Consider the following 22,424-nt stretch of genomic DNA (forward strand, 5'->3'; position numbering starts at 1 on the left):
AACCTATTCCATGCAGGGTGCCCCAAAGCCGCCCTGAGACAACCCGAACGAAATTGAATTTCCAGGAGCACCGAAATGGCAAACTCTCCTTCTGCACGCAAGCGCGCCCGTCAGGCTGAAAACCGTCGTCAGCACAACGCCAGCCTGCGTTCCATGGTTCGCACTTCTATCAAGAAGGTGATCAAGGCGATCGACACCAGAGACGTTGAAGCCGCTAAAGCTGCCTTCACTGCAGCGGTACCTGTGATCGACCGCATGGCCGACAAGGGCATCATCCACAAGAACAAGGCTGCTCGTCACAAGAGCCGTCTGAACGCTCAGATCAAGGCCCTGGCAACTGCCTGAGCCTCGCTGAGACAGACAACCACTGCGCGTTGTCAGGATACAAAAAAACCGGCCTTTGCCGGTTTTTTTGTATCTATACGATCAAGACGCCAGCACCATATTATCCCGATGCAGCAACTCAGGCTCTCGCTGATAGCCAAGTAACGCCTTAATCTGATGACTGGGCTTGCCAATAATGCGTTCCGCTTCACTGGCACCGTAATTGATCAACCCACGAGCCACTTCATTGCCGTTTTCATCCAGGCAGGTAACCATCTCACCACGCTGGAAGCGGCCTCTCAGCGCCTTTACCCCTACCGGCAACAGGCTTTTACCCTGCTCCTTCAGTACCCGGACAGCACCGGCATCCAGCACCAGTTCACCAGCGGTTTTCAGATGCCCCTGGAGCCACTGCTTGCGTGCCGCCATTGGCTCCTGATCCGGAAGCAGCAAGGTACCCAGCTCTTCACCGGCAAACACCCGGGTAATCACATTGTCTGCACGGCCACCAACAATCACCGTCGCACAGCCGGACGCAGCTGCCTGGCGGGATGCGCGCAACTTGGTCTGCATGCCACCACGTCCCAGGCGACCACTGCCACCACCCGCCATGGCGTCCAGGGACTCATCCCCGGCACGCACTTCATGCATCAGCCTGGCATCAGGGTTGATTCTTGGGTCGGCGGTAAACAGGCCATCCTGATCCGTCAGAATCACCAGAACATCCGCTTCCACCTGGTTCGCCACCAGCGCTGCCAGCGTATCGTTATCGCCAAAGCGAAGTTCGTCAGTCACAACCGTGTCATTTTCATTGATGACCGGTACCACCCCCATTTCCAACAGGGTTTTCAGGGTACTCCGGGCATTCAGGTAACGTCGGCGATTACTGTGGTCATCGTGAGTCAACAGTACCTGTGCCGGCTGCACACCATACTTCTGAAAACCAACCTCCCAGGCCTGCACCAGACGGGCCTGACCCACCGCCGCCGCGGCCTGCAGCTGATGCAACGCTGTTGGCCGCTCCATCCAGCCCAGCCTTTCCATGCCTGCCGCAACCGCACCGGAAGAGACCAGCACAACCTCCACGCCCTGATCACGCAGCTGGCACATCTGCGTCACCCAGGCGTCCATACGATCAAGATCCAGGCCCTGACCTTCATTGGTTAACAGCGCACTGCCAATTTTGATCACCCAGCGCCGGGCTGCCTGCAAGCGGTTGCGTTCACTCATACGTAGAAGACCTCGACATCGTGATCGTCATCATCATCGTCGTCATCGTTATCCGCCGCTTTTTTTGCCGCCCGACGAGCACGACGCTCTTCGGCCAGCTCCCGCATACGCATGCGCGCCTCAGATTCCATCTTGCTCAGCTGCTCTTCTTCCTGTCTGGCCAGCTCTTCATCTTCACTTTGTTCCAGCGCGCGCTCTTCGATAAAGCTCATGATGTTCTGACAAAGAATCCCGGTGCCCAGACCAGCAATAGCGGATGTCTGGTAAACAGGGCCGGTCCAGTTCAGCTCCTTGATAATATGCTGGCAGACAGCTTCGCGCTGATCGTCGGGCAGCAAATCGACTTTATTCAACACCAGCCAGCGATCCCGGTTCGCCAGGGTTTCACTGAACTGTTCTAACTCATGAATAATTGCCTTGGCAGACTCCGCCGGATCGGTGTCATCATAAGGTGCCACATCAACAAGGTGCAGCAGAATACGGCATCGGGCCAAATGCTTGAGGAAACGAATACCGAGGCCAGCACCCTCAGCAGCGCCCTCAATCAGACCGGGAATATCGGCAATAACAAAGCCACGATGACGATCCACCGCCACCACGCCCAAATTTGGAACCAAGGTAGTAAATGGATAATCAGCCACCTTTGGCCGAGCCTGGGATACGGCACGAATAAACGTAGACTTGCCCGCATTGGGCATACCGAGCAGGCCTACATCGGCAATCACCTTAAGCTCAAGGCGCAGATCCCGGCGCTCGCCTTCAGAACCCGGGCTGGTCTGTCTCGGCGCACGGTTAACACTGGATTTGTAACGGGTATTCCCCAACCCGTGAAAGCCACCCTGGGCGACCTTGACGCGCTCACCAACATGGGTCAGATCGCAGATAACCTCTTCCGTCTCGTTATCCACAACCGTGGTGCCCACCGGCACTTTCAGCTCGATATCCGTACCTTTGGCACCGGTACAGTTACGGCCACGACCCGGCTCACCGTTCTGTGCCTGGTAGTGCTTCTGGTAGCGGTAATCCACCAGGGTATTCAGGTCGTTGTCAGCAATCACATAGATGCTGCCACCATCACCACCGTCGCCACCATCGGGGCCACCTTTTTCAATAAATTTTTCACGGCGAAAGCTCAGGCAGCCATTACCACCTTTACCCGCCTGAACCGTGATTGTCGCTTCATCTACAAACTTCATTGCGCCACTCTCCTGCAACCATAATTGCAGCGTAACCAGTCATCTGCCAATGCCTGCAGGTAAACCCTTAATAGATGTCAGGGCTTACCTGTAGGCACTGTCCGGTCAATAGATAAACAAAAGCCCCGCGATAGCGGGGCTTTCAGGGTGAGCCGTCAGCAATCATCAGATAATCACTGACAGCCCGAACGCCATTATGCAGCAGCTACGCTGACATACTTGCGCTTTTTAGGACCCTTCACTTCAAACACGACTTTACCGTCGGCCTTGGCGAACAGGGTGTGGTCCTTACCGATGCCTACGTTAGCACCAGCGTGGAACTTGGTACCACGCTGACGAACGATGATGGCACCCGCCTGGATAGCCTGACCACCAAAGATTTTGACACCAAGGCGTTTACTTTCTGAATCGCGACCGTTGCGGGTACTACCGCCAGCTTTTTTGTGAGCCATCTTGCTCTCCTTTTATCCCGGACCTGCCGCCAGCTACCACACCAGAGACCGTCCTTAGAAGTAATCAACAGGTTAAAAAAACCTGTCAGCAATAATTAACCGGCAATTCCGGTGATCTTCAGCTCAGTGAACCACTGACGATGGCCCATCTGCTTGCGGTGATGCTTACGACGCTTGAACTTGATGATCTTGATTTTTGGACCACGGCCGTGGCTGATAACTTCAGCAGTAACCTTGGCACCTTCAACCACTGGAGCACCAACTTTCAGTTCTTCGCCATTGGCGATCAGCAGAACGTCGTTGATTTCCAGACTTTCGCCAGCGGCGTTGCTCAGTTTTTCTACCTTCAGGATTTCTCCTTCGGTAACGCGGTACTGCTTACCACCAGTTCTGATAACTGCGTACATGATTTGATCTCCGAAAATCCTTAAGAGCCTCTTTGTCAAAGGCATCCACCGGCCCTGGAAAGGCATGGTGGAATTTTTAGCTATCTAAAAACCACTTCTTTTGCAGCTGACAGCTATTAAAGAAGCTGATGGCTATTAAAGAAGCTGATGGCTCCAACAAGACCAGTACGGCCTTTCAGTTACCATCAGGGATGGGCGGCACCTCATGAGCTGAAGGGCAGCTGAAACCAGCTATTAATCAGCAATCCATGACAAAGCGGCACACCGCACCGGATTCTCAGATAGGGGCGCAAATTTTAAGGGAGTCAAGCCTCACTGGCAAGACCTGTTGGCATTTTATCCTGCCCTGCCCGGTGAAAGGGGTCAGCAGGTCTGCTGCCTGTTTCACTGAAATAAGTAGGCACCCCGCAAAGACCCTGTATTAATGCCTTCATCACCGGCTGCTATTGACAGTTGCAGTAGCACTAAATACGATGCCCAATTTCGCCCCACCAAATAAGCCAGATGCCGGACAAACAACAAGCCTCTTTTCAGATCGCAGTCCACGACGATTTCCGCAGGGTGAACGAGTGCATTCACGATCAATTGCACTCTGACGTCGCCCTGGTCAGCAAAATCAGTGAATACATCATTAAGTCCGGTGGCAAGCGGCTACGCCCATTGCTGGTACTGCTGACTGCCCGGGCCTGTGGTTACAATGACTGCAACCACGTACCACTGGCCGCCATTATTGAATTCCTGCACACTGCCACCCTGCTGCATGACGACGTGGTGGATCAGTCAGACATGCGCCGCGGCAGAGACACGGCGAATGCCCTGTGGGGCAACGCGCCCAGCGTTCTGGTGGGTGATTTTCTCTATTCCCGCGCATTCCAGATGATGGTAGGGCTGGAGAGCTTCAAGCTGCTGCATATTCTGGCGGACGCCACCAATGTCATTGCCGAGGGTGAGGTTATGCAGCTGATGAACATCAATGATGCTGATGTTACCGAAGATGACTACATGGAAGTCATCCGCTGCAAAACCGCCATGCTGTTCCAGGCCTCCAGCCAGACGGCCGCTGTGCTGAGCAAAGCCAGCCCGGAACTGGAAAAAGATATGGCTAACTACGGTAATTACCTCGGCATTGCCTTCCAGCTGGTGGATGATCTGCTGGACTATGAGGGCGATACGGAAACCATGGGTAAAAACCTCGGGGATGATCTGGCAGAAGGCAAACCGACATTACCGCTGATTTACACCCTGAAACATGGCACCAGTGAACAAAAGGCGCTGGTAAGGGAAGCGATTGAGCAAGGCGGCCGGGACAATATTGCAGCCGTTGTGGAAGCGGTTCGCAGCTGTGGAGCACTTCAGTACACTGCGGCTAAAGCCCGGGAATACACAGCCAAAGCAAAACGTTGCCTGAACTTATTGCCAGAAGGCAAGTATCGCAGTGCTATGGCGGACCTTGCGGACTTCGCGGTTGTCAGAAGCTGTTAATCAGCATTTGTTTTAAGGCGAACCCTTGCAAGCGAAGGGGCCGGTATTTTGTGAATACCGGCCCTTTTTTTAGGGCTGGACCAAAGGCAGGTTCACCGCAGTCTCCAGAAATATCTAACCGCGGTTTTCAGGATTGGTGTCGCATTCCAACGAAAGCAATCCCAGCAGCCATGGCTCAGGGGTGATCAACTGCTGAAGTCAGGTCAATGCAAGCCATTAACATGCAACTTTTCCACTATTTTGCAATCGAATATGTCCAAAACAAATATGACATTGGACAAATTCATGCTTTCGTTAAATACAGAAATCAACTCAATACTTTTCCAACCCTGGCAACCAGATACTGCTTCTGAAAAGCCACCAATACCAACGGTTGCCGATCAGCCGGAATATATTGAATTGCCTGGGGTTCATTGTTACGAGGAACTGGAAACCCATGCCGCCTTTCCTGAGATAAAAACCCGTTTCCTGAATGATATTGAGGAGATGAAACAACTGGTACACCCCTACGTTAATCATGAATACGATATATCAATAGATATTTTTTATGAGAAACTGGAATCAACGCCTGAATATCTTAAAAACAGCCTGCTCACCCTGTATCGTGAGACACGCTTCCAGATTCGACAGTTAGTCATGCAACTCAGGGATCAACAGCACGATCCAAATATTGACAACCAAAATTACATTGCCGGGGTACTTCATGAGTGCCTGAACGACATTCAGGAGTGCCCTCCCGGTATTCACGGCCGCTTTACCAAGAGTTTTCTTAATTTGGAAGCCTCCCGGGGAGGGCTGGGCGGGAAGCTCTTCAATGTCAGGAGTGAGCTGTTTGATCAATTTATCCAGTCTTTCCTGCTTGAGCTGCAACGGGAGAGGTTGGTTGATATATCACCAGACATAGAGATTCACTGGGTTCACAGCTTGCACAATCTTTTCTGTGAGCCTCTGGGGCTTCCCTATTTCGTTGACCCACTGGCACCGACCCATCTGGGTGATGACCTTACCCGGCGATTTCTTGCGGCTGCACCACTGTCAGTCAATGCCTGTACCATCCTGCGTAAACTCTCGTCCGGGTGGTCTGACCAGCTCAGTGCAACCCTGCAAAAACTGGGCGTACAGACATGGGAAACCGACGTTATTGCCCCCTTTGAACTGACTTCAGAGAGAACGGGGACGCTTGAAAGCGCACTCTTTAAACCGGTCAATCATCTACTGCAAACAAGCGGAGAACAGTCCCTTGATCTCAGGGCCGTCATCGAAGAAACTGGCGATGGCAACTATTACCTTGGGCGGTATCGGGAAAAGTTACTGGCCTGGGTGGCCAGCCATTTCTGTGAATCATCGGCCCGGGTGTTCGCCACTATTCCTGCAGGTGTCGATTCGGCCTGGCATATCGGCACCATCAACCAGCTTTTCTTCTGGGTATTTAATCATGACCAGTACTTGCCGACGGGGCTGGCGTGTACTTTTAATGCGAATAATCACACCTCGCTGACATTGCCTCATTTAATCTCCATTGACTTCTCAACCTGGCCTGAAACCACCATTTATGCCCTGCTCACCCAGGCAATGGAGCAAACCGATAAGGCCCGGCATATTGCCTCGTTTTTCCTGCAACACACCACCATCGAACAGCTTGGTAAAATACCAGCAATGGTGACCAGGGCACTTGCCAACCAACTCAGTGACAAGCTGATTAAACACGATAACACTTTTAAAGAAACGTTATACCAATGTGTAGTTGATCATTTTGCCCCTATTACAACGTTCATTCCACCAGGCATTACTCCAGGCATTGCTCCGCGCGTACTGGACTGGCTGATCGATACACCGCTGCTGAAGCCGGTCTTATTGAAACTTCAACAAAAGGGAATAGATGTATTGTCAATCACATCATGCCTGGCCAGCTGGCAGGTCTCTGATTTTTCCCACGAGGATATGAAAAAGTTACTGACACCCCATGATTGCCAGCGACTGTTCAAACAGGCTCTTATTCTGAGGCAGGCCGAAACCCTGTCCAATCTTCTGTTAACCGGTCATTGTGATCAATTGACCAGTATCGTGAACAATGATCTGGACACCCCCCTGGCGTGCTTTGCAAGCTCCGGTAATTTGCCTGGATTGGAATACCTGTTGAAACCGGGCAACCCGCAGGTTAGCCAGAAAAATATCCATGGCTCGACGCCCCTGCACATCGCTGCCGAAAACGGGCACGTAGCGTTCGTCAGGGCGTTACTGACCATTCACGGCATTGACGTCAATGTGAAGAATAACAATGGCGTGACCCCCCTGTACTATGCTGCCTTGAGAGGTCACGCAGAGTGCGTCACGGAGTTGTTGAACACCACAGGCATTGACGTCAATGTGACACATAACGATAGCTTGACGCCCTTGCACGGTGCTGCCTCAGAAGGCCACGTAGTGTGTGTCAGGGCGTTATTGACCGCCGATGGCATTGACGTCAATGTGCAGAATGACGATGGCTATACGCCCCTGTACTGTGCTGTCGCAGAAGGCCACGCAGAGTGCATCAAGGAATTACTGTCCGCCGACGGCATTGACGTCAATGTTAAGTGCTTCTATGGCTATACGCCCCTGTACTGCGCTGTTGTAGAAGACTTCGCAGAGTGCATCAAGGTATTACTGACTGCTGACGACATTGACGTCAATTTGACTTCGTCTTCAGGCATGACGCCCCTGAGCTGCGCTGCCCAATCTGGCTATACAGACTGCATCATGGTGTTATTGAACGCCAAAGGCATTGACGTCAATATGGCACTACCTGGGCACCTTACGCCCCTGCAGTGGGCTGCCATAGGCGACAACGTAGAGTGCGTCCTGCTGTTATTGAACGCCAAGGGCATTGACGTCAATGTGAAAACAATCAAGGGTCTCACACCTCTGCACTGCGCTGCCGAATTTGGCCGGGCAGGGTCTATCAAAGCGTTACTTACAGCTCCCGGCATTGACATTAGTGTAAAAAGCAGCGACGGCTTGACGCCCCGGGACACCGCTCGCAAAAAAGGCCATGCAGAGTGCGAAAAACTGCTGATTCCACTTTTTCCTGACCCGGGACTTGGCTCTGGTAATTGATTAGCCCGGACTGAGTAAAATGATGAAGTTATTCCGGGACAAATTCAAAGGGGGGGGGTGAGGGAGCACATTTATGAAATATTCGGGTCAGGGTCGGCAGTTCCCGGTTTATTCGTTACCTGTTTTTCCCACGCCAATATCACCATATTCATTTTAATAGCTAAAAATTCAATAATTAATGCAAGCCATTAATATGCAACTTTTCCACTATTTTGAAATCGAATATGTCCAAAACAAATATGACATTGGATAAATTCATGCTTTCGTTAAATACAGAAATCAACTCAATACTTTTCCAACCCTGGCAACCAGATACTGCTTCTGAAAAGCCAACGGTTGCCCAGCAGCCAGAATATATTGAATTGCCCGGGGTTCATTGTTACGAGGAACTGGAAACCCATGCCGCCTTTCCTGAGATAAAAACCCGTTTCCTGAATGATATTGAGGAGATGAAACAACTGGTACAACCCTACGTTAATGATCAATACGATACATCATTAGATATTTTTCACGAGAAACTGGAATCACCACCTGAACATCTTAAAAACATCCTGCTCACCCAGTATCGTGAGACACGCTTCCAGATTCGACAGTTAGTCATGCAACTCAGGGATCAACAACACGATCCAAATGCTGACAACCAAAATTACATCGCTGGGATACTTCATGACTGCCTGAGCGACATTCAGGAGTGCGCTCCCGTTATTCACGACCGCTTTACCCTGAGTTTTCTTAATTTGGAAGCCTTACGGGGAGGGCTGGGCGGGAAGATCTTCAATGTCAGGAGTGAGTTGTTTGATCAATTTATCCAGTCTTTCCTGCTTGAGCTGCAACGGGAGAGGTTGGTTGATATACCACCAGGCATGGAGGTTCACTGGAAGCACAGCTTGCACAATCTTTTCTGTGAGCCTCTGGGGCTTCCCCATATCGTTGACACTTCGGCACCGACCCATCTGGGTGATGATCTTACCCGGCGATTTCTTGCGGCTGCACCACTGTCAGTCAACGCCTGTACTATCCTGCATCAACTCTCGTCCGGGTGGTCTGAGCAGCTCAGTGCAACCCTACAAAAACTGGGCGTACAGGCATGGGAAACCGACGTTATTGCCCCCTTTGAACTGACTTCAGAGAGAATGGGGACGCTTGAAAGCGCACTCTTTAAACCGGTCAATCATTTACTGCAAACAGGCGGAGAACAGTCCCTTGATCTCAGGACCGTCATCGAAGAAACTGGCGATGGCAACTATTACCTTGGCCGGTATCGGGAAAAGTTACTGGCCTGGGTGGCCAGCCATTTCTGTGAATCATCGGCCCAGGTGTTCGCCACTATTCCTGCAGGTGTCGATTCGGCCTGGCATATCGGCACCATCAACCAGCTTTTCTTCTGGGTATTTAATCATGACCAGTACTTGCCGACGGGGCTGGCGTGTACTTTTAATGCGAATAATCACACCTCGCTGACATTGCTGCATTTAATGTCCATTGACTTCTCAACCTGGCCTGAAACCACCATTTATGCCCTGCTCACCCAGGCAATGGAGCAAACCGATAAGGCCCGGCATATTGCCTCGTTTTTCCTGCAACACACCACCATCGAACAGCTTGGTAAAATACCAGCGATGGTGACCAGGGCACTTGCCAACCAACTCAGTGAGAAGCTGATTAAACACGATGACACTTTTAAAGAAACGTTATACCAATGTGTAGTTGGTCACTTTGCCTCTGTTACAACGTTCATTACTCCCGGCATTACTCCAGGCATTGCTCCACGCGTACTGGACTGGCTGATCGATACACCGCTGCTGAAGCCGGTCTTATTGGGACTTCAACAACAGGGAATAAATGTGTTGTCAATCACATCACGCCTGGCCAGCTGGCAGGTCTCTGATTTTTCCCACGAGGATATGAAAAAGTTACTGACACCCCATGATTGCCAGCGACTGTTTAAACAGGCCCTTATTCTGAGCCAGACCGAAGCCCTGTCCAATCTTCTGTTAACCGGTCATTGTGATCCATTGACCAGCTTCTTGAACGATGATCTGGACACCCCCCTGGCGTGCTTTGCAAGTTCCGGTAATTTGCCTGCATTGGAATACCTGTTGAAATCAGGCAAGCCGCAGGTTAACCAGAAAAATATCCATGGCTCGACGCCCCTGCACATCGCTGCCGAAAAAGGGCACGTGGCGTTCGTCAGGGCGTTACTGACCATCGACGGCATTGACGTCAATGTGAAGAGTAACGATGGCTTTACGCCCCTGCACTGTGCTGCCTCAGAAGGCCACGTAGTGTGTGTCACGGAGTTGTTGAACACCACAGGCATTGACATCAATGTAAAAAATAACGATGGCTTGACACCCCTGCACTATGCTGCCTCAGAAGGCCACGTAGTGTGTGTCACGGAGTTGTTGAACACCACAGGCATTGACATCAATGTAAAAAATAACGATGGCTTGACACCCCTGCACTATGCTGCCTCAGGCTACGTAGTGTGTGTCAGGGCGTTATTGGCCGCCGACGGCATTGACGTCAATGTGCAGAATGACGATGGCTATACGCCCCTGTTCTGTGCTGTTATAAAAGACTTCCCAGAGTGCATCATGGCATTACTGACCGCCGCCGACATTGACGTCAATGTGAGGTCTGACGCAGGCATACCCCTGAACTCGGCTGCCGCGGCAGGTAAGGCAGAGTGCATCTCGGCGTTATTGACCGATGACCGCATTGACGTCAATGTGATATCTGACGAAGGCTTCACGCCCCTGAGTTCCGCTGCCCAATCTGGCCATACAGACTGCGTCATGCTGTTATTGAACGCCAAAGGCATTGACGTCAATATGGCACGACCTGGGGGCTTTACGGCCCTGCACTGGGCCGCCATAGAAGACAACGTAGAGTGCATCGCGCTTTTATTGAACGCCACAGGCATTGACGTCAATGTGAAAACACTCAAGGGTTTCACGCCCCTGTACTGCGCTGCCAAATTTGGCCATGCAGAGTCCATCAAAGCGCTACTTAAAGCTCCCGGCATTAACATCAGTATAAAAAGTAACCGTGGCTTGACGCCCCGGGACGCCGCCCGCAAAGAAGGCCATGCAGAGTGCGAAAGACTGCTGATTAACCCTTTTCCAGATCCAGGACTCAGCTCAGGTAATTAAGTAGTTAACCAAAATAAATTCTGACATTGGATAAATTCATGCTTTCGTTAAATACAGAAGTTAACTCAGTACTTTTCCAACCCTGGCAACCAGATACCGCTTCTGAAAAGCCACCAATACCAACGGTTGCCCAGCAGCCAGAATATATTGAATTGCCCGGGGTTCACTGTTACGAGGAACTGGAAAACCATGCCGCCTTTCCTGAGATAAAAACCCGTTTCCTGAATGATATTAAGGAGATGAAACAACTGGTACAGCCCTACGTTAATCATCAATACGATTCATCAATAGATATTTTTCACGAGAAACTGGAATCACCGCCTCAATATCTTAAAAACAGCCTGCTCGCCCTGTATCGTGAGACACGCTTCCAGATTCGACAGTTAGTCATGCAACTCAGGGATCAACAACACGATGCAAATGTTGACAACCAGAATTACATCGCAGGGATACTTCATGACTGCCTGAGCGACATTCAGGAGTGCGCTCCCGGTATTCACGGCCGCTTTACCCAGAGTTTTCTTAATTTGGAAGCCTCCCGGGGAGGGCTGGGCGGGAAGCTCTTCAATGTCAGGAGTGAGCTGTTTGATCAATTTGTCCAGTCTTTCCTGCTTGAGCTGCAACGGGAGAGGTTGGTTGATATACCATCAGGCGTGGAGGTTCACTGGAAGCACAGCTTACACAATCTTTTCTGTGAGCCTCTGGGGCTTCCCTATTTCGTTGACCCACTGGCACCGACCCATCTGGGTGATGACCTTACCCGGCGATTTCTTGCGGCTGCACCACTGTCAGTCAATGCCTGTACCATCCTGCGTAAACTCTCGTCCGGGTGGTCTGACCAGCTCAGTGCAACCCTGCAAAAACTGGGCGTACAGACATGGGAAACCGACGTTATTGCCCCCTTTGAACTGACTTCAGAGAGAACGGGGACGCTTGAAAGCGCACTCTTTAAACCGGTCAATCATCTACTGCAAACAAGCGGAGAACAGTCCCTTGATCTCAGGGCCGTCATCGAAGAAACTGGCGATGGCAACTATTACCTTGGGCGGTATCGGGAAAAGTTACTGGCCTGGGTGGCCAGCCATTTCTGTGAATCATCGGCCCAGGTGTTCGCCACTATTCCTGCAGGTGTCGATTCGGCCTGGCATATCGGCACCATCAACCAGCTTTTCTTCTGGGTATTTAATCATGACCAGTACTTGCCGACGGGGCTGGCGTGTACTTTTAATGCGAATAATCACACCTCGCTGACATTGCCTCATTTAATCTCCATTGACTTCTCAACCTGGCCTGAAACCACCATTTATGCCCTGCTCACCCAGGCAATGGAGCAAACCGATAAGGCCTGTCATATTGCCTCGTTTTTCCTGCAACACACCACCATCGAACAACTTGGTAAAATACCAGCGATGGTGACCAGGGCACTTGCCAACCAACTCAGTGACAAGCTGATTAAGCACGATAACACTTTTAAAGAAACGTTATACCAATGTGTAGTTGATCATTTTGCCCCTATTACAACGTTCATTCCACCAGGCATTACTCCATGCATTGCTCCGCGCGTACTGGACTGGCTGATCGATACACCGCTGCTGAAGCCGGTCTTATTGAAACTTCAACAAAAGGGAATAGATGTATTGTCAATCACATCATGCCTGGCCAGCTGGCAGGTCTCTGATTTTTCCCACGAGGATATGAAAAAGTTACTGACACCCCATGATTGCCAGCGACTGTTCAAACAGGCTCTTATTCTGAGGCAGGTCGAAACCCTGTCCAATCTTCTGTTAACCGGTCATTGTGATCAATTGACCAGTATCGTGAACAATGATCTGGACACCCCCCTGGCGTGCTTTGCAAGTTCCGGTAATTTGCCTGGATTGGAATACCTGTTGAAACCGGGCAACCCTCAGGTTCACCAGAAAAATATCCATGGCTCGACGCCCCTGCACATCGCTGCCGAAAACGGGCATGTAGCGTTCGTCAGGGCGTTACTGACCATCGATGGCATTGACGTCAATGTGAAGAGTAACGATGGCTCGACGCCCCTGCACTGTGCTGCCTTAGAAGGCCACGTAGTGTGTGTCAGGGCGTTATTGACCGCCGATGGCATTGACGTCAATGTACAGGATGAAGATGGCTCGACGCCCCTGCACTGTGCTGCCTCAGAAGGCCACGTAGCGTGTGTCAGGGCGTTATTAACCGCCGATGGCATTGACGTCAATGTACAGGATGAAGATGGCTCGACGCCCCTGCACTGTGCTGCCTCAGAAGGCCATGTAGTGTGTGTCAGGGCGTTATTGACCGCCGATGGCATTGACGTCAATGTGCAGAATGAAGATGGCTCTACGCCCCTGTACTGTGCTGCCGGAGAAGGCCACACAGAGTGCATCAAGGCATTACTGTCCGCCGATGGCATTGACGTCAATGTGCAGAATGAAGATGGCTCTACGCCCCTGTACTGTGCTGTCGGAGAAGGCCACACAGAGTGCATCAGGGTATTACTGTCCTCCGGCAGCATTGATGTGAATGCGAAACCGTCTTCAGGCTTTACGCCCCTGCACTGGGCTGCCATGAAAGGTCAGGCAGAGTGCATTCTGGCGTTATTGACCGACGACCGCATTGACGTCAATGTGAAAACACTCAAGGGTATCACGCCCCTGCACAGCGCTGCCCAATTTGGCCAGGCAGGGTCCATCAAAGCGTTACTTACAGCTCCCGACATTGACATCAGTTTAAAAAGTAGCGATGGCTTAACGCCTCTGGACACCGCTCGCAAAAATGGCCATGCAGAGTGCGAAAGACTGCTGATTAACCCTTTTCCAGATCCAGGACTCAGCTCAGGTAATTGATAACGGTGCTTTTATTTCAATCTTGAAGTATTGCAAAAATGTATCATTTTTCGGGCTATCAATTTGACCATGGTTCAGCATCGCTCAATGGATGGGGTGCCAACCTCAATCCCCTGGCAGGCTCGAATGCCTTCGCTGAAATCAGGTCAATGCAAGCCATTAACATGCAACTTTTCCACTATTTTGCAATCGAATATGTCCAAAACAAATATGACATTGGACAAATTCATGCTTTCATTAAATACAGAAATCAACTCAATACTTTTCCAACCCTGGCAACCAGATACTGCTTCTGAAAAGCCACCAATACCAACGGTTGCCGATCAGCCGGAATATATTGAATTGCCCGGGGTTCATTGTTACGAGGAACTGGAAACCCATGCCGCCTTTCCTGAGATAAAAACCCGTTTCCTGAATGATATTGAGGAGATGAAACAACTGGTACACCCCTACGTTAATGATCAATACGATACATCAATAGATATTTTTCATGAGACACTGGAATCACCGCCTGAACATCTTAAAAACAGCCTGCTCGCCCTGTATCGTGAGACACGCTTCCAGATTCGACAGTTAGTCATGCAACTCAGGGATCAACAACACGATCCAAATGTTGACAACCAAAATTACATCGCAGGGATACTTCATGACTGCCTGAGCGACATTCAGGAGTGCGCTCCCGGTATTCACGGCCGCTTTACCCAGAGTTTTCTTAATTTGGAAGCCTCCCGGGGAGGGCTGGGCGGGAAGCTCTTCAATGTCAGGAGTGAGCTGTTTGATCAATTTGTCCAGTCTTTCCTGCTTGAGCTGCAACGGGAGAGGTTGGTTGATATACCATCAGGCGTGGAGGTTCACTGGAAGCACAGCTTACACAATCTTTTCTGTGAGCCTCTGGGGCTTCCCTATTTCGTTGACCCACTGGCACCGACCCATCTGGGTGATGACCTTACCCGGCGATTTCTTGCGGCTGCACCACTGTCAGTCAATGCCTGTACCATCCTGCGTAAACTCTCGTCCGGGTGGTCTGACCAGCTCAGTGCAACCCTGCAAAAACTGGGCGTACAGACATGGGAAACCGACGTTATTGCCCCCTTTGAACTGACTTCAGAGAGAACGGGGACGCTTGAAAGCGCACTCTTTAAACCGGTCAATCATCTACTGCAAACAAGCGGAGAACAGTCCCTTGATCTCAGGGCCGTCATCGAAGAAACTGGCGATGGCAACTATTACCTTGGGCGGTATCGGGAAAAGTTACTGGCCTGGGTGGCCAGCCATTTCTGTGAATCATCGGCCCAGGTGTTCGCCACTATTCCTGCAGGTGTCGATTCGGCCTGGCATATCGGCACCATCAACCAGCTTTTCTTCTGGGTATTTAATCATGACCAGTACTTGCCGACGGGGCTGGCGTGTACTTTTAATGCGAATAATCACACCTCGCTGACATTGCCTCATTTAATCTCCATTGACTTCTCAACCTGGCCTGAAACCACCATTTATGCCCTGCTCACCCAGGCAATGGAGCAAACCGATAAGGCCCGGCATATTGCCTCGTTTTTCCTGCAACACACCACCATCGAACAGCTTGGTAAAATACCAGCAATGGTGACCAGGGCACTTGCCAACCAACTCAGTGACAAGCTGATTAAACACGATAACACTTTTAAAGAAACGTTATACCAATGTGTAGTTGATCATTTTGCCCCTATTACAACGTTCATTCCACCAGGCATTACTCCAGGCATTGCTCCGCGCGTACTGGACTGGCTGATCGATACACCGCTGCTGAAGCCGGTCTTATTGAAACTTCAACAAAAGGGAATAGATGTATTGTCAATCACATCATGCCTGGCCAGCTGGCAGGTCTCTGATTTTTCCCACGAGGATATGAAAAAGTTACTGACACCCCATGATTGCCAGCGACTGTTCAAACAGGCTCTTATTCTGAGGCAGGTCGAAACCCTGTCCAATCTTCTGTTAACCGGTCATTGTGATCAATTGACCAGTATCGTGAACAATGATCTGGACACCCCCCTGGCGTGCTTTGCAAGTTCCGGTAATTTGCCTGGATTGGAATACCTGTTGAAACCGGGCAACCCTCAGGTTCACCAGAAAAATATCCATGGCTCGACGCCCCTGCACATCGCTGCCGAAAACGGGCATGTAGCGTTCGTCAGGGCGTTACTGACCATCGATGGCATTGACGTCAATGTGAAGAGTAACGATGGCTCGACGCCCCTGCACTGTGCTGCCTTAGAAGGCCACGTAGTGTGTGTCAGGGCGTTATTGACCGCCGATGGCATTGACGTCAATGTACAGGATGAAGATGGCTCGACGCCCCTGCACTGTGCTGCCTCAGAAGGCCACGTAGCGTGTGTCAGGGCGTTATTAACCGCCGATGGCATTGACGTCAATGTACAGGATGAAGATGGCTCGACGCCCCTGCACTGTGCTGCCTCAGAAGGCCATGTAGTGTGTGTCAGGGCGTTATTGACCGCCGATGGCATTGACGTCAATGTGCAGAATGAAGATGGCTTTACGCCCCTGTACTTTGCTGTCGCAGAAGGCCACACAGAGTGCATCAGGGCATTACTGTCCACCGACGGCATTGACGTCAATGTGGAGACTAACGATGGCTTTACGCCCCTGTACCGTGCTGTCGCAGAAGACCTCACAGAGTGCATCAGGGTATTACTGTCCTCCGGCAGCATTGACGTCAATGCGAAATCGTCTTCAGACTTTACGCCCCTGCACTGGGCTGCCACGAAAGGTCAGGCAGAGTGCATTCTGGCGTTATTGACCGACGACCGGATTGACGTCAATGTGACGACTAACGAAGGCTGGACGCCCCTGTGCTGCGCTGTCCATTATGGCTATACAGACTGCGTCATGGTGTTATTGAATGCCAAAGGCATTGACGTCAATATGACACTACCCGGGGGCCTTACGCCTCTGCACTGGGCCGCCATAGGCGACAACGTAGAGTGCGTCGTGCTGTTATTGAACGCCAGGGGCATTAACGTCAATCTGAAAACAACCGAGGGTTTCACGCCCCAGCACTGCGCTGCCCAATTTGGCCGGGCAGGGTGCATCAAAGCGTTACTTACAGCTCCCGGCATTGATATCAGTATAAAAAATAGCGATGGCTTGACGCCCCTGGACGTCGCTCGCCAAAATGGCCATGCAGAGTGCGAAAGACTGCTGATTCCACTTTTAACAGTTACTGGTTCATTAACTGATAACCGTGATAGTACTGATGCTGGATTCCTGGCGGTGTCAGAGGAAAGCGCATCAGGAACCGGGTGGGAGTCAAACCCACTGGATTTCAACGATTAAAATAACCAATGGACGACAGTATTCATCGATCCTGCCAGCCTGAAAGTGGTGTCCCCAAATCTAATTAAGGATACAAATGACTATGCCCCCGTTAGCAAGCTCCAATGCACATTCACTGCCTTTACCACCGTCTAATCCAGACGTCAGTGAGGTTGTTTTCGCAGCTTCATTCAATGCCAGTGTTCAAATATCAGCCCCTTGTTCAAGCCGACTTCCTGATTCCGGCGAGCGTCCCGGGCACTCGCTGGATGAACACCAAATTACTGCTCTAAAGTCTGGTGGTGCAAAAACAGAGTCTGTCAAATCACCGGCCAGGTTTCAGGAAAATGATATAGTGCTCGTTTACCCTTATCGTGATTTTGATGGAAATTCCCGTTTTGATTTGGAGGTAAGACTCGAAAGACTTAAAGAAAGGTTAGCTTCGCAATTATGTGAGGAGTTGGCTGAGATAGATCCGAAAGATCTGGCAATCAGCAGTCAGGATTTGCCTTCCAAGGGGCTTACGGAAGAGTGGCTGGCTGATTTCATATTTTCAAAGTTTCCTCCAGAGCTAACAGAATTCCTTAACAAAGACTGGTCAGGTAAAACCCTGTTTGCTCCCGAAGAGTACCAGGTCCTGGCGAGATTCCACTGTGCAATGACTATGTATGATGATGTTTGGGGCTTAAAATATTCACAAGACTGGATGGATGATGAATTTGCAGATTTTTTCATAAATGAGTGCTTACCCCTCCGTGATGGCTGGACCAGCACAGAAATCGATTTAGTTCAGGGTGTGCTGAATCATGGACTGGATCAGTATATGGATTTTAAACCTGAGTTTATTAAACCTTGCCATTATGGTCTATTAAAAGCCGGATGTGTGTCGATCTGCAAAAATTATCATTGTCACTATAGCATCACTGAAAACTGGCAAACATACAAACACATCAAAAACCTTGAGAGCCAGCTGGCAAAGTTGTCATAACACTGCCACTCTTCCATACCAGTTAAAGAATATGCAGCTGGGCAGCGAAAAATTAGAAAAGACATTCAGACCCCACCTGCAGAGCACCTATGCCGTCGGCCAGTGGCAGTGCATCAAGGCCAACAGCAAAACTGCCCGCTATTTGATGTATGACGCCGTGGAAGAGCACCCCCGGGCAGAGCATCAGCAGCACCGCCCGCCCGGTAGACGACCCATTCTGGCAGACACACTATCCACCCAATGGCTGGAATTGCCGGTGTGGTGTGATTCAGCTGACCAAAGAGGAGATGGAGCAGACCTTTTTTTAACGGTACAAATGGTCGTAACAGTAGTTGGTAGCCTCAATAAAGCCCTCAATACTGCCACAGTCAAAACGCTCACCCTTGAACTTATAAGCCATGACACAGCCTCGCTGCGCCTGAGCCATCAAAGCATCGGTAATCTGAATTTCACCACCTTTACCCGGCTGGGTATCATGAATCAGGTCAAAGATGTCCGGTGTCAGAATATAGCGGCCAATGATAGCAAGATTACTGGGCGCATCTTCTCTGGCGGGCTTTTCCACCATATTCTCAACCCGTAGCAGATCTTCTGAAATGTGCTGGCCAGCGATCACCCCATATTTATGCACTTCATCTTCGGGTACTTCCTGCACTGCAACGATACTGCAACGGAACTGCTTATAGAGTTGCGCCATCTGGGCGAGAACGCCGGGCCCTCCGAGATTGATGCAGAGATCATCCGCCAGCACCATGCCGAATGGCTGGTCACCAATCAGCGTCTGCCCGGTTAATACCGCATGGCCAAGTCCCTTCATCTCACGCTGGCGGGTGTAGGAGAAGGTACACTGATCAATCACACTGCGAATATCGGACAGCAGGCTTTCCTTGTCCGTACCGGAAATCTGATGTTCCAGTTCGTAGTTCACATCAAAGTGATCTTCCAGCGAGCGTTTGCCCCGGCCGGTGACAATGCAGATATCCGACATACCGGCCTGCAGTGCCTCTTCAACACCATACTCAATCAGCGGTTTGCTGACGATGGGCATCATCTCTTTGGGCATGGACTTGGTGGCTGGCAGGAACCGGGTACCATAGCCTGCTGCCGGAAAAAGGCATTTCTTGATCATTTAAGGCTCCTTATTTATCCAACTCAAATGAAGAGACTGCTCCTTAATGAGCAATCTCTTGAAAATATCAGTCACGAATCAGCTTCAGCAGCTCGGCAGTTTTTTTCTGCATCAACACATCATCGCCACGACTTTCTACATTCAGACGAATCACTGGCTCGGTATTGGACAGTCGCAGGTTAAAGCGCCATTGACCCATATTCAGGGAGATGCCATCGGTGTTATCAATTTCCAGCGCATCTTGCTGATAGTGTGCCAGCACACGCTTTATAGCGGCCTGGGGATCGGTCAATTGGCTGTTAATTTCACCGGACGACGGGAACATAGCAATCCGCTCACTGACCAGCGCTGACAAGGGGTGACCCTTTCTGGAAATCAACTCAGCGACCAGCAGCCAGGGAATCATGCCGGAGTCACAATAGGCAAAGTCGCGGAAATAATGATGGGCACTCATCTCGCCACCATAAACCGCATCTTCCCGGCGCATCCGCTGCTTGATAAAGGCGTGACCGGTTTTACACAGCACCGGTTCACCACCCGCCGCTTTTACCTGATCGATGGTGTTCCAGGTCAGCCTGGGGTCATGGATGATTTTTGCCGCGGGGTTGTGGGCCAGGAAAGCCTCCCCCAATAACCCGACAATATAATATCCCTCGATAAACTGCCCCTGCTCATCAAACAGGAAGCAACGATCAAAGTCGCCATCCCAGGCAATGCCCATATCGGCCTGATGTTCCAGAACGGCGTCTACCGTTGTCTGACGACACTCAGGCAATAATGGATTAGGAATACCCAGGGGGAAGTGACCATCCGGCTCGTGCAGGACTTTGATAAACTCTACCGGCACACCGGCCACCCGGAATCGCTCCTCGATAGCATCCACCACATGCCCTGCTGCACCGTTACCGGCATTGACCACCAGCTTCATCGGCTTGAGACTGTCAGCCTGGATATACCCCAGAACGTGGCTGATATAATCATCCAGAACAGAGATCTTCTTGTAGCCGCCCCGTTGTGCCGCAGGCTCCCCAAACCGGCTCTCCTCTGCCAGCTGCTGAATCTCCCGCAAGCCGTTATCGCCACTGATGGGTTGCGCACCGGCCTGCACCAGTTTCATACCGTTGTAGTCAATGGGGTTGTGACTGGCCGTCACCTGAACACCGCCATCAACCCCCAGGTGGAATGTGGCAAAATAGATCTCTTCGGTACCGGACAGGCCAATATCCAGCACATTGACCCCGGCATCACGCAGGCCTTCAGACAATGAGTGTTTCAGGGCTTCACTGGTCAGGCGGCTATCGCCACCAACAACGACATCCTTCGGTTTAAGGTGCTCGCCATAGGCCCGCCCTATGCGGTAAGCAATATCTTCATTAAGTTCATCCGGCAGGCGGCCACGGATATCGTATGCCTTGAAGCAGGGAAGCTTGGTCATTTCTCGGTCGCAACGGAAATTAAAAGTCTGTATTTAACTACGAATTCCCTCAAATAGACAAACTGTGTCGGATAAAAAATACCGGCATGTTAAACGACAAGGCAATACATCAATCGCAAAGCCTTTGGGGAGAAAGCCACCTATCAAACCGTCACCTGAATAGCCGATAGCTTTCAGATAAATGCTGAACAGAGTGAAGCGGTTATCAGAGCTATGCACAGGACCATCAAATCCCCATCCACGCAGCCATCAGGACGGCTGTTATGGTTCATTACCGTGGTCTTCTTTTCAGGTTTGTCGCTGTCGACCCCGGTAGCCAGCCAACCCTGTACCGCTAACGGGCGTCCGCTGTTTGGCTATCTGGAAAACGCCACACTGGTCAATATAAATCAACATAAGGTCGCATCACTGGTTGACAGTGGTGCGACAACCACGGCCCTGGATGCCCGTAATATCCGCATGCATATTAAGAGAAATGGCTATCGCTGGGTTTACTACGATTTCGTTCACCGGGAAAGCCGCCAGAAAACCCCCATGCATCAACCGGTCAGCCGGGTAGCCAGAATAATCACCCATAAAGGTGCGCCCAGTGAGCGAGCGGTTGTCCGAAACACCGTAAAAGTGGGTCGGCTTACGCGGATTGTAGAAATGTCTTTAATCAGTCGCAGCAATTTTCCTCAACAGTTATTGATTGGTCGCAACTTTCTCAAAGATACCGGACTGATTGATGCTGGAAAGCGATACCTTCAGGAACGCTGCCCATGAACATTCACCACAAAGCAGTGACTGCCTGCCTTATACTGGGCCTGACCGTCGCGATAACGTCAAGCCATGGGAAAGACCGCTCCATTGGGCAAAATATCCATCGGGCTTATGAACCGGCATCCATGCTGCTGGATGTTAACCTGCAACAGGATACCCTTAACCTGTTCCTATCCATCTCCCCGGAGGCGGCGAACACGATCACAACACTACCGCCCGGTGCTCTGGCCCGGTCTCTGCAAGAATTCAACCCCCTGGTTAACCTCCCGGACGATGCACAGTGTCGGCAAACGCAAAAGCAGTTTCTTGTTGAACCGTTAGACAGCCCTGATCTCAAGGCGGAATCGCTGGCAGCACAGCTCAGTGAAATCAACGGCTATCTCGAATACGAATGTCAGCACCCGGAAAACCTATCTCATTTCACATTCCTGGCTTTTGCAGCAATACCTGACTTAAAGCACACCAGCGTCTGGCTGGTCAGTGACAACTGGCAAAGTAAACAGCGGCTGAGTCAGAAACAGCAGGAGGTGCAGTTGCAACCAGCAAAGAATCATTTCCTTCCGGACTTTTTTAACGATTAAAAAAAGCTGTGCGTTGCAAGAGGGCC

The 22,424-nt window shown here is 50.9% G+C and carries 16 protein-coding genes; 10 read left to right on the plus strand and 6 right to left on the minus strand.

Annotated features, from left to right (window positions below):
- Positions 1-75 precede the first annotated feature (75 nt).
- Positions 76-345 (plus strand): 30S ribosomal protein S20, encoded by a 270-nt coding sequence (gene rpsT / locus ACO6UX_RS09045; RefSeq protein ID WP_101748329.1) that lies wholly within the window; start codon positions 76-78, stop codon positions 343-345.
- 81 nt (positions 346-426) lie between these two features.
- Here rpsT and proB read toward each other — a convergent pair whose 3' ends face one another.
- The 4 genes from proB to rplU form a co-directional block, all read right to left on the minus strand.
- The gene (gene proB / locus ACO6UX_RS09050) at positions 427-1,554 is read right to left on the minus strand and encodes a glutamate 5-kinase (RefSeq protein ID WP_422446867.1); all 1,128 of its coding nucleotides are present in this window, start codon (positions 1,552-1,554) and stop codon (positions 427-429) included.
- A complete protein-coding gene (cgtA, locus tag ACO6UX_RS09055; protein WP_269672981.1) occupies positions 1,551-2,750 on the minus strand; it encodes an Obg family GTPase CgtA in 1,200 nt (399 codons plus the stop codon). Before cgtA ends, proB begins: the two co-directional genes overlap by 4 nt.
- Before the next feature lie 194 nt (positions 2,751-2,944).
- Positions 2,945-3,202: a 50S ribosomal protein L27 gene (gene rpmA, locus ACO6UX_RS09060; RefSeq protein ID WP_020581555.1), complete on the minus strand. Its 258-nt coding sequence runs from the start codon at positions 3,200-3,202 to the stop codon at positions 2,945-2,947.
- 95 nt (positions 3,203-3,297) lie between these two features.
- Positions 3,298-3,609, minus strand: a complete 312-nt coding sequence (gene rplU, locus ACO6UX_RS09065) for a 50S ribosomal protein L21 (RefSeq protein ID WP_101748326.1) — start codon at positions 3,607-3,609, stop codon at positions 3,298-3,300.
- Positions 3,610-4,113: 504 nt separating this feature from the next.
- On the opposite strand from rplU, the gene ispB reads away from it, so the two are divergent.
- From ispB to ACO6UX_RS09100, 7 genes are all read left to right on the plus strand, one after another.
- The gene (ispB, locus tag ACO6UX_RS09070; RefSeq protein ID WP_422446870.1) at positions 4,114-5,091 is read left to right on the plus strand and encodes an octaprenyl diphosphate synthase; all 978 of its coding nucleotides are present in this window, start codon (positions 4,114-4,116) and stop codon (positions 5,089-5,091) included.
- A gap of 285 nt (positions 5,092-5,376) precedes the next feature.
- Positions 5,377-8,187 (plus strand): ankyrin repeat domain-containing protein, encoded by a 2,811-nt coding sequence (locus ACO6UX_RS09075; RefSeq protein WP_422446872.1) that lies wholly within the window; start codon positions 5,377-5,379, stop codon positions 8,185-8,187.
- A 257-nt stretch (positions 8,188-8,444) separates the two neighbouring features.
- The gene (locus ACO6UX_RS09080) at positions 8,445-11,342 is read left to right on the plus strand and encodes an ankyrin repeat domain-containing protein (RefSeq protein ID WP_422446874.1); all 2,898 of its coding nucleotides are present in this window, start codon (positions 8,445-8,447) and stop codon (positions 11,340-11,342) included.
- A gap of 38 nt (positions 11,343-11,380) precedes the next feature.
- Positions 11,381-14,191: an ankyrin repeat domain-containing protein gene (locus tag ACO6UX_RS09085; RefSeq protein ID WP_422446876.1), complete on the plus strand. Its 2,811-nt coding sequence runs from the start codon at positions 11,381-11,383 to the stop codon at positions 14,189-14,191.
- A 228-nt stretch (positions 14,192-14,419) separates the two neighbouring features.
- Positions 14,420-17,524, plus strand: a complete 3,105-nt coding sequence (locus ACO6UX_RS09090; RefSeq protein WP_422446878.1) for an ankyrin repeat domain-containing protein — start codon at positions 14,420-14,422, stop codon at positions 17,522-17,524.
- A gap of 82 nt (positions 17,525-17,606) precedes the next feature.
- Entirely contained in the window at positions 17,607-18,491 is an 885-nt protein-coding gene (locus ACO6UX_RS09095; RefSeq protein WP_422446880.1) for a hypothetical protein, read from the plus strand.
- A gap of 149 nt (positions 18,492-18,640) precedes the next feature.
- Positions 18,641-18,799, plus strand: coding sequence for a phage minor head protein (locus ACO6UX_RS09100; RefSeq protein ID WP_422446882.1), 159 nt, complete (start codon positions 18,641-18,643; stop codon positions 18,797-18,799).
- Here ACO6UX_RS09100 and galU read toward each other — a convergent pair.
- Together galU and ACO6UX_RS09110 are read right to left on the minus strand one after the other, a co-directional pair.
- On the minus strand, positions 18,796-19,620 hold the full coding sequence (gene galU, locus ACO6UX_RS09105) for a UTP--glucose-1-phosphate uridylyltransferase GalU (protein ID WP_422446884.1): 825 nt from the start codon (positions 19,618-19,620) through the stop codon (positions 18,796-18,798). The genes ACO6UX_RS09100 and galU overlap by 4 nt on opposite strands.
- A 67-nt stretch (positions 19,621-19,687) precedes the next feature.
- Entirely contained in the window at positions 19,688-21,055 is a 1,368-nt protein-coding gene (locus tag ACO6UX_RS09110) for a phosphomannomutase CpsG (protein ID WP_422446886.1), read from the minus strand.
- Positions 21,056-21,268: 213 nt separating this feature from the next.
- On the opposite strand from ACO6UX_RS09110, the gene ACO6UX_RS09115 reads away from it, so the two are divergent.
- Positions 21,269-21,820 carry a RimK/LysX family protein gene (locus tag ACO6UX_RS09115; protein ID WP_422446888.1) on the plus strand — a complete coding sequence of 184 codons (552 nt, stop codon included), beginning with the start codon at positions 21,269-21,271 and terminating at the stop codon, positions 21,818-21,820.
- Positions 21,817-22,398, plus strand: a complete 582-nt coding sequence (locus ACO6UX_RS09120) for a ZrgA family zinc uptake protein (RefSeq protein ID WP_422446890.1) — start codon at positions 21,817-21,819, stop codon at positions 22,396-22,398. Before ACO6UX_RS09115 ends, ACO6UX_RS09120 begins: the two co-directional genes overlap by 4 nt.
- Positions 22,399-22,424: the final 26 nt, after the last annotated feature.

Origin of the sequence: Endozoicomonas sp. ALB091 (genome assembly GCF_049310265.1) — a bacterium.
GTDB lineage: Bacteria > Pseudomonadota > Gammaproteobacteria > Pseudomonadales > Endozoicomonadaceae > Endozoicomonas.